Source organism: Kineococcus indalonis, assembly GCF_009906395.1.
Classification (GTDB): Bacteria; Actinomycetota; Actinomycetes; order Actinomycetales; family Kineococcaceae; genus Kineococcus; species Kineococcus indalonis.
The window spans coordinates 1-7,931 of the sequence record NZ_JAAALM010000155.1 but is presented as its reverse complement, the minus strand read 5'-3'; the positions used below and the strand labels follow the sequence as shown (position 1 = coordinate 7,931).

The window sequence follows — 7,931 nt, the reverse complement described above, 5'->3', positions numbered from 1 at the left end:
CCCCCACCCGTCCGTGGCCGGCGGGCGACTGCGCGACACTAGCGCGGACCGCCGGGCGCCGGACGTGGCGCCGGGCCGACAGGACGGGCCCGGCCGGGCCCCGCGAGAGGAGCAGCGTGACCAAGGCACCCACGTCGGAGAACCACCCCTCGGACGAGGTCGTGAAGCCGACGCAGCCGACCGAGTTCGACGCGACCATCGAGATCCCCAAGGGTCAGCGCAACAAGTACGAGGTGGACCACGCGAGCGGTCGCATCCGGCTGGACCGCATGCTGTTCACGTCCACGCGCTACCCGCACGACTACGGGTTCATCGAGGGCACGCTGGGCGAGGACGGCGACCCGCTGGACGTGCTGGTGCTCCTGGAGGAGCCCACGTTCCCCGGTTGCCTCATCGCCTGCCGCGCCATCGGCATGTTCCACATGCGCGACGAGGCCGGCGGCGACGACAAGGTCCTCGCCGTGCCGGCGGGCGACCCGCGCTGGGACAAGATCCAGGACCTGGACGACATCAGCGAGTTCGACCGCCTGGAGATCCAGCACTTCTTCGAGACCTACAAGGACCTCGAGCCGGGCAAGTCCGTCGAGGGCGCCAACTGGTCCGGCCGCGAGGAGGCCGAGCGCGAGATCCAGGCGTCGTACGAGCGCGCCAAGGGCACCTCGTACGAGGCCGGCGCCGGGCACTGACGCAGCGCCCCGGGCGGCCGCGCGCCGCCCGGGGCCGCGCCCCCGCGCGCGGCAGCGCGCCCCTGGCCCCGGCGCGTACGATCGAGGGCTGGGCCGCGGGGCTCCCCCGCACGAGGCGGGACCGGACGGGAGGAGCTGCCGTTGAGCGGGCTCATGCAGATCGGCGAGGTCGTCGAGCGGGTCGGCTACAGCTTCCGCACCATCCGCTACTACGAGGAGATGGGGCTCGTCGCGCCGTCGGCGCGCACCCCGGGCGGCTTCCGGCTCTACACCGAGATGGACGTCTACCGGCTCATGGTGCTCAAGCGCATGAAGCCGCTGGACTTCTCCCTCGACGAGATGCGCGAGCTGCTGACGATCCTGGACGCCCTGGACGGCCGGGTGCCCTCCGACACCCCGCGCGAGACGCTGTTCGACCAGCTCGACGCCTTCCGCGCCGCCGCCGACGCCCGGGTGGAGAAGCTGCGCGGGAAGCTGATGATGGCCGAGGAGTTCGCCCAGCGCCTGCGCGACGAGGCCGCCGGCCGCAGCGACGGCAGCTCCCCCGCCCCCGAGCCGCCGGTGCGCCAGGAGCAGGACGACCCGGCCCCCGCGGGCTGACCCGCGGGGGCCGCGCCGGGCTCAGCCCGCGAAGGGCAGCACCGGCAGGCCGCGCACGCCCGGGGTGAACCGGAACACGCTGCCCGCCGCCGGGTCGTCGTCGTCGGCGAGGTTCTCGCGCGAGGTGGTGATGAACAGCTCGTCGAGGTCGGCGCCGCCGAAGGTGCACGCGGTGACCTGGCGGGCACCGACCTCCACCACGGCGTCCAGCGTCCCGTCCGGCGCGTAGCGGCGCACCGCCGAGCCGCCGAACAGGGCCGTCCACACCCCGCCCTCGGCGTCCACGCACAGCCCGTCGGGGTTGGCCGAGCCCGAGGCGTCCTGCACCTGCGCGAAGGGGCGGCGGTTCGTCAGCCCGGCCTCGCGGTCGTAGTCGAAGACGTCGGTGCGGCCGGTGGGGGTGTCGTTGTAGTACGCCAGCGCGCCGTCCGGGCTGAAGCCCAGGCCGTTGGAGATCGTCACGCCCGTCAGCACGGTGCGCACCGAACCGTCCGGGTCCAGGCGGAAGATCGACCCGCGACCCTCGCCGGCGCCGCCGTCCTGCTCGTAGGCCATGGAGCCGGCGTAGAAGCGCCCGTGCGGGTCGCAGCCGCCCTCGTTCATCCGCAGCCCCTCGGCCGCGCCCCACAGCTCCGGCAGCGGGGTCAGGGCGCCGTCGGCGTCCTCGAGCACGAAGCCGCGCTCGACCGCCACGACCGCGCCGCCGCCGGCGCGCGGGCGCACGATCGCCGCGACGTCGCCGTAGCGCCGGCGGGTCAGCTCCCCGGAGGGGGTGAGGGTCAGGACGTCTCCGGCGACCATGTCGACGAACCGCAGGCCGCCCCACTGCGGCGACCAGCACGGTCCCTCGCCGTGGTACACGACCCGATCGGTGATGCGCTCCGCTGCAGCCACGCCCCGCACCCTAGGGGACGGGCGTTGGCCCGGCCGGGTGGCCCCGCTCCAGCCGCGCGCCCCGCGGGCCGACGAACCACCGTGCCCGCTGCCCGCCCCGCCGCCCCCGCCGTGGCGACGCCGCGCGTGATGGCGCCGACCGCGGGGGCGTTCTACCTGGCCGGCGGCGCCGCCGCGCTCGCCGTCGTCCTCGGCTCCCCGTTCCCCGCCGCCGGCGCGCGCCTGCAGCTGGGCGGCCTGGCGGTGACCGCGCTGCTGGGCGGGGCGCTGCTGCTGCTGCGCGGGCACGTGCTGCCGCGCTGGGCGTTCCACCTCGTCGCCGGGTCCGGCACCGCGCTGATCACCCTGGCGGTGCCGGTGTGCCCCACCATCGGCACCGCGCTGGCGATCTCCGCGGTGTACCTGTTCGTGGCGGTCTTCGTCGTCTTCTTCTGCACCTGGCGGCAGTCCGTGGCCCACCTGCTGCTGCTGGCGTGCGCGGGCGCCTGGGCGCTGTGCGACCGGCCCGGGGTCACGCCGGGCGTGTCCGTCTCGATGGGCGTGGTGCTCACGTTCGTCTCGGTGGTCACCGGGATCCTCGTGCAGCGCGCCTCCAGCGCCGGGCGCGACAGCCTCACCGGCCTGGCCAACCGGCGCGGCTTCGACGACGCCCTCGACGGCGCGCTGGCCGGCACCGCCCGCACCGGCGCCCCCCTGTCGGCGGCGCTGCTGGACGTGGACCACTTCAAGCGCGTCAACGACCGCTCCGGCCACGCCGCCGGCGACGACCTGCTGCGCGCGGTCGCCGAGGAGTGCCGCGCCGTGCTGCCCGCCGGCGCCGTGCTGGCCCGCTACGGCGGCGACGAGTTCGCCGTGCTGCTGCCGGGCGTGCCGGGCCCGGCGGCGCTGGAGCTGGTGGAGGGGCTGCGCAGCGCCGCGCGCCGCGCCGGCCTGTCGTGCGGGGTGGCCGAGCTGTTCCCCGGCGAGAGCGGCGCGGACCTGATGCGCCGCGCCGACAGCGCCCTGTACGCCGCCAAGGCCGCCGGGCGCGGGCAGTCGCGCCTGCTGGACGACGCCTCCGCGGTGCTGGCGCACGACCTGGCCGCGGCGCTGGACGCCGGGCAGGTGCGCGCCTGGTTCCAGCCGGTCGTCGACCCCGCCGACGGCGCGGTGGTGGGCGTGGAGGCGCTGGCGCGCTGGACGCACGCCGAGCGCGGGGCGGTGCCGCCGCTGGAGTTCGTGCACGTGGCCGAGACCAGCGGCCTGGTGCACCGGCTGGGCCTGGCGGTGCTCGCCGACGCCTGCCGCGGCGCGCTGGCGGTGCGCCGCGCCGCCGGGCGCGAGCTGCTGCTGACCGTGAACGTCTCCGGCCGCGAGCTGGCCTGCCCGGACTACCCGCAGCGGGTGCTGGAGGTGCTGGCGGGCACCGGCTTCCCGGCGGCCTCGCTGGTGCTGGAGGTCACCGAGAGCGTGGTGGACGCCTCCTCGACGCAGGCGCTGGCGGCGCTGCGCGCGCTGCGCGAGCACGGCATCGGCGTGGCCATCGACGACTTCGGCACCGGGTACTCGGCCTTCAGCCGCCTGGACACCCTGCCCGCGGACTACCTCAAGCTCGACGCGGGCTTCACCGCCGACATCACCACCTCCCCGCGCCGGGCGGGGATGCTGGAGGCGCTGCTGGGGCTGAGCGCCACCCTGGGCCTGGAGGTGGTCGCCGAGGGCGTGGAGACGGCCGAGCAGGCGCGGCTGCTGACGCGGATGGGCTGCCCGCTGGCGCAGGGCTGGCTCTTCGGCCGCCCGGTGCCGCCGCAGGAGCTGGCCGAGCGCCTGGCGCGCGCGCCGCAGCGCACCGGCGCGGCCTGAGCCCCGCACGTCCCGCGGTGCGCGCAGCCCCCGCGGTCCCGCGGCCTCACAGCCCCGGCGTGGGCAGGTACGCCAGCTCCGGGCGCCCCGAGCCGCCGTAGCGCGGTTCCTTGCGGGCGCGCCCGGCGCCGGCCAGGTGCTCCAGGTAGCGCCGGGCGCTGACGCGCGACAGGCCCGTGGCGGCGGCGGCCTCCGCGGCGGACAGGCCCGCGCCGGGCGGGGCGGCGCGCAGCGCGGCGACCACCGCCTGCAGGGTGGCCGGCGCCACCCCGCGCGCCGGGCCGGAGGAGGTGCGCAGCTGCGAGAGCGCCTCGTCGATGGCCTGCTGGTCCAGCGCGTCCGCCCCGCCGCCGGCGCGGGCCACCTCGGCGCGGAAGCGGGCGTAGGCGCGCAGCCGCTCCTCCAGGGAGGCGGCGGTGAACGGCTTGAGCAGGTACTGCACGACGCCCATCGACAGCGCCTGGCGCACCACGCCGGGCTCGCGGGCCGCGGTCACGGCGATCACGTCGGCGCCCACGGCCGCCGCGCGCAGCGCCCGCAGCACCTGCAGCCCGTCCATGTCCGGCAGCGTCATGTCCAGCAGCACCAGGTCCACCCCGCCGGCGCCGACGGCGGCCAGGGCCCCGCGGCCGGAGTGGACGGCGGCGGCGACGGCGAAGCCGGCCACGCCCTGCACCAGGCGGGCGTGCGCGGCGGCCAGCACGGGGTCGTCCTCGACGACGAGGACGCGGATCACCGGGGCCCCGCGGGCAGGCGCACCACGACCGTGCCGCCGCCGTCGTCGAGGGTCACCGGCTCCTCCACGGCGATGGAGCCGCCGTGCCGGCGCACCACCTGCCCCACCAGCGCCAGGCCCAGCCCGTGCGCGCCGCCGGGGTGCAGGCGCTGCTCCTTGCGCGACCAGCCGCGCTGCACGGCCAGCTGCAGCGTCCCCGCCGGGAACCCGGCGCCGGAGTCGGTCACCCTCACCTCCACCACGCCGTCCTCGCAGGCGGTGCGCACCCGCACCCACCGCGGCTGCGCGCCGGCCAGCGCCGCCTCCACGGCGTTGTCCAGCAGGTTGCCCACCACGGTGACCAGGTCGCGCGCGGGCAGCAGCCCCTCGGGCAGCGCGGTGTCCGGCTCCACCTCCAGCTCCACGCCGCGCTCGGCGGCCTGGGCGGACTTGCCCACCAGCAGCGCGGCCACCGCGGGGTCGGCGACGTCGGCGACGACGAGGTCGGTGAGCTGCTGCACGGCGGCCAGCTCGGCGGTGGCGAAGGCGACCGCCTGCTCGCCGCGGCCCTGCTCGACGAGGGTGACCACGACGTGCAGGCGGTTGGCCGCCTCGTGCGCCTGCGAGCGCAGCGCCTCGGCCAGCCCGCGCACGGCGTCCAGGTCGCGGGTCAGCGCCTCCAGCTCCGTGTGGTCGCGCAGCGTGACCACGGTGCCGACGCGGCGGCCCTCCCAGCGCGCGTCCAGGCGGCTGACGACCAGGACGCGGTCGTCGGTGACCTGCACGTCGTCCACGACGTCCTCGCCGCCCTCGGCCAGGCGCCGCACCGCCGGGGGCAGCTCCACGCCGGGGGCGCCGGCGGCGGCGCCCTCCGGCCCGGGCGGCAGCAGGCGGCGCGCCTCGTCGTTGACGACCTGCACCCGCCCGGCGGTGTCCAGCACGACGAGGCCCTCGCGCAGGGAGTGCAGGACGGCGTCGTCGACCTCCCACAGCCGCGTCAGGTCCGCCGGCTCCAGGCCGTGGGTGCGCCGGCGCACCCAGCGGCTCAGCGCCAGGCTGCCCACCACCGACACCGCCAGCGCCAGGCCGGCCGCGCCGAGCGCGACGGGCAGCTGCCCGCGCAGCTCCTGGGCCAGCGTGCGGGTGGTCACCCCGACGGCGACGGCGCCCACGACGCGCCCGCCGGCGGCGCGCACCGGCACCACGGCGCGCACCGAGGGCCCCAGGGTGCCGGTGTACGTCTCCAGCACCCGACCGCCGGCCAGCGCGGCGGCGGCGTTGCCGCGGAAGGGCCGGCCCAGCTGGGCGGGGTCGGGGTGGGTCCAGCGCAGCGTGGCGGCGTCCATGACGGTGATGAAGTCGGTGCCGGTGCGCTCGCGCACCTCCTGCACGTGCCGGCGCACGCCGGCGCGCACGCCGGCCAGCGCGGGGTCGGCGGTGCCGCCGGGCACGGCCAGGCCCGCGCGCACGTCCGGGGAGGTGGCCACGGCCTCGGCGACGCCGGTGACGAGGCGGCCGGCGTCGCGGCGCCCGTCCTCGCGCAGCTGCTGCACCAGCGCGGCCGTGCAGGCCAGCGTGACCAGGCAGACCACGAGCAGCTGGAGCACGAACACGCGCGAGGCCAGGGTCCAGCGCCGCCGGTGGTGCTGGGGGCGCCGGCGGCGCGCGCGGGCGGGCGCGCCGTGAACGAAAGGTGCACAAGCGCGCACCGCGCGAGAGCGTGTGAGCACCATCACCTCCGTACCCCCGGTCGAGGAGGAAACCCCGTGAGCACAGGCGCTCAGCCCGGTACCCGCAAGAAGGACCGCACCCACTACCTGTACATCGCCGTCATCGCCGCCGTCGCCCTCGGCATCGCGGTGGGCCTGCTCGTCCCGGACGTCGGTGTGGCGCTGAAGCCGCTGGGCGACGGGTTCGTCGACCTCGTGCGCATGATGATCTCCCCGATCATCTTCTGCACGATCGTGCTGGGCGTGGGGTCGGTGCGCAAGGCCGCCGAGGTCGGCAGGGTCGGCGGCACGGCCCTGGTGTACTTCCTGGTGATGAGCGCCTTCGCCCTCGTCATCGGCCTGGTCGTGGGCAACCTGCTGCCGGCCACGGACCTGCAGCTGACCGACGAGCTGCGCGGCGTGGGCGCCGAGCGCGCCGAGGAGGCCCACGAGGGCGGCGGCACCGTCGACTTCCTGCTGGGCATCATCCCGACCTCGCTGTTCAGCGCCCTCACCGACGGCTCGGTGCTGGAGACGCTGTTCGTGGCGCTGCTGGTCGGCTTCGCCATCCAGGCCCTGGGCGAGCGCGGCGAGCCTGCCCTGCGCGGCGTCGAGGTGGTCCAGCGGGTCGTCTTCAAGGTCCTGGCGATGGTGATGTGGGCCGCGCCGGTCGGGGCGTTCGGCGCCATCGCCGCGGTCGTGGGCGCCACCGGCGTGGACGCGCTGAAGGCCCTGGCGATCGTCATGGTCGGCTTCTACGTCACCTGCGCGCTGTTCGTCCTCCTCGTGCTGGGCCTGCTGCTGCGGGTGGTGGCCAAGCTGTCGATCTTCTCGGTGCTGCGGTACGTGGCGCGCGAGCTGCTGCTCATCGTCTCCACGTCCTCCTCGGAGACCGCCCTGCCGCGCCTGATCGCCAAGATGGAGCACCTGGGCGTGCACCGCTCCACCGTGGGCATCACCGTGCCCACCGGGTACTCCTTCAACCTCGACGGCACCGCGATCTACCTGACGATGGCCTCGCTGTTCATCGCGACGTCGCTGGGCGACCCGCTCTCGATCGGCGAGCAGGTCTCCCTGCTGGTGTTCATGGTCATCGCCTCCAAGGGCGCCGCGGGCGTCTCCGGCGCCGGGCTGGCCACGCTGGCCGGTGGCCTGGCCTCGCACAAGCCGGCGCTGCTGGACGGCGTGGGCCTCATCGTCGGCATCGACCGCTTCATGTCCGAGGCGCGCGCCATCACGAACTTCATCGGCAACACCGTGGGCACGATCGTGGTGGCCACCTGGAGCGGGACGATCGACAAGCAGCGCGTGCAGACCGTCCTGGCCGGCCAGGACCCGTTCGACGAGCGCACGATGGACCCCTCGCACCACGCGCCGCGCTCCGTCGAGCCCGAGCGCGAGGAGGCGGCCGCCGGGCGGCGCTGAGCGCCCACCGCACCGGGAGGCCCCCACCGCTGCCCGCGGTGGGGGCCTCCCGGTGCGGTG

The 7,931-nt window shown here is 76.5% G+C and carries 7 protein-coding genes; 4 read left to right on the top strand and 3 right to left on the bottom strand.

What is annotated here, in order from left to right:
• Positions 1–161 precede the first annotated feature (161 nt).
• Positions 162–686, top strand: a complete 525-nt coding sequence (locus tag GTR00_RS09710) for an inorganic diphosphatase (RefSeq protein WP_166611426.1) — start codon at positions 162–164, stop codon at positions 684–686.
• 141 nt (positions 687–827) lie between these two features.
• The gene (locus GTR00_RS09705; protein ID WP_205705451.1) at positions 828–1,286 is read left to right on the top strand and encodes a MerR family transcriptional regulator; all 459 of its coding nucleotides are present in this window, start codon (positions 828–830) and stop codon (positions 1,284–1,286) included.
• 21 nt (positions 1,287–1,307) lie between these two features.
• Here GTR00_RS09705 and GTR00_RS09700 read toward each other — a convergent pair whose 3' ends face one another.
• A complete protein-coding gene (locus tag GTR00_RS09700; RefSeq protein ID WP_166611424.1) occupies positions 1,308–2,180 on the bottom strand; it encodes an SMP-30/gluconolactonase/LRE family protein in 873 nt (290 codons plus the stop codon).
• Between the two features lie 81 nt (positions 2,181–2,261).
• Here GTR00_RS09700 and GTR00_RS09695 point away from each other — a divergent pair, with 81 nt between their 5' ends.
• Positions 2,262–4,022 (top strand): putative bifunctional diguanylate cyclase/phosphodiesterase, encoded by a 1,761-nt coding sequence (locus tag GTR00_RS09695; protein ID WP_166611423.1) that lies wholly within the window; start codon positions 2,262–2,264, stop codon positions 4,020–4,022.
• 46 nt (positions 4,023–4,068) lie between these two features.
• Here the strand turns inward: GTR00_RS09695 and GTR00_RS09690 are convergent, their stop codons facing one another.
• The gene (locus GTR00_RS09690) at positions 4,069–4,758 is read right to left on the bottom strand and encodes a response regulator (protein WP_166611422.1); all 690 of its coding nucleotides are present in this window, start codon (positions 4,756–4,758) and stop codon (positions 4,069–4,071) included.
• A complete protein-coding gene (locus GTR00_RS09685) occupies positions 4,755–6,350 on the bottom strand; it encodes a sensor histidine kinase (protein ID WP_205705449.1) in 1,596 nt (531 codons plus the stop codon). The genes GTR00_RS09690 and GTR00_RS09685 overlap by 4 nt, the downstream gene beginning before the upstream one ends.
• A gap of 153 nt (positions 6,351–6,503) precedes the next feature.
• On the opposite strand from GTR00_RS09685, the gene GTR00_RS09680 reads away from it, so the two are divergent.
• On the top strand, positions 6,504–7,871 hold the full coding sequence (locus GTR00_RS09680; protein WP_166611420.1) for a cation:dicarboxylate symporter family transporter: 1,368 nt from the start codon (positions 6,504–6,506) through the stop codon (positions 7,869–7,871).
• Positions 7,872–7,931 lie beyond the last annotated feature (60 nt).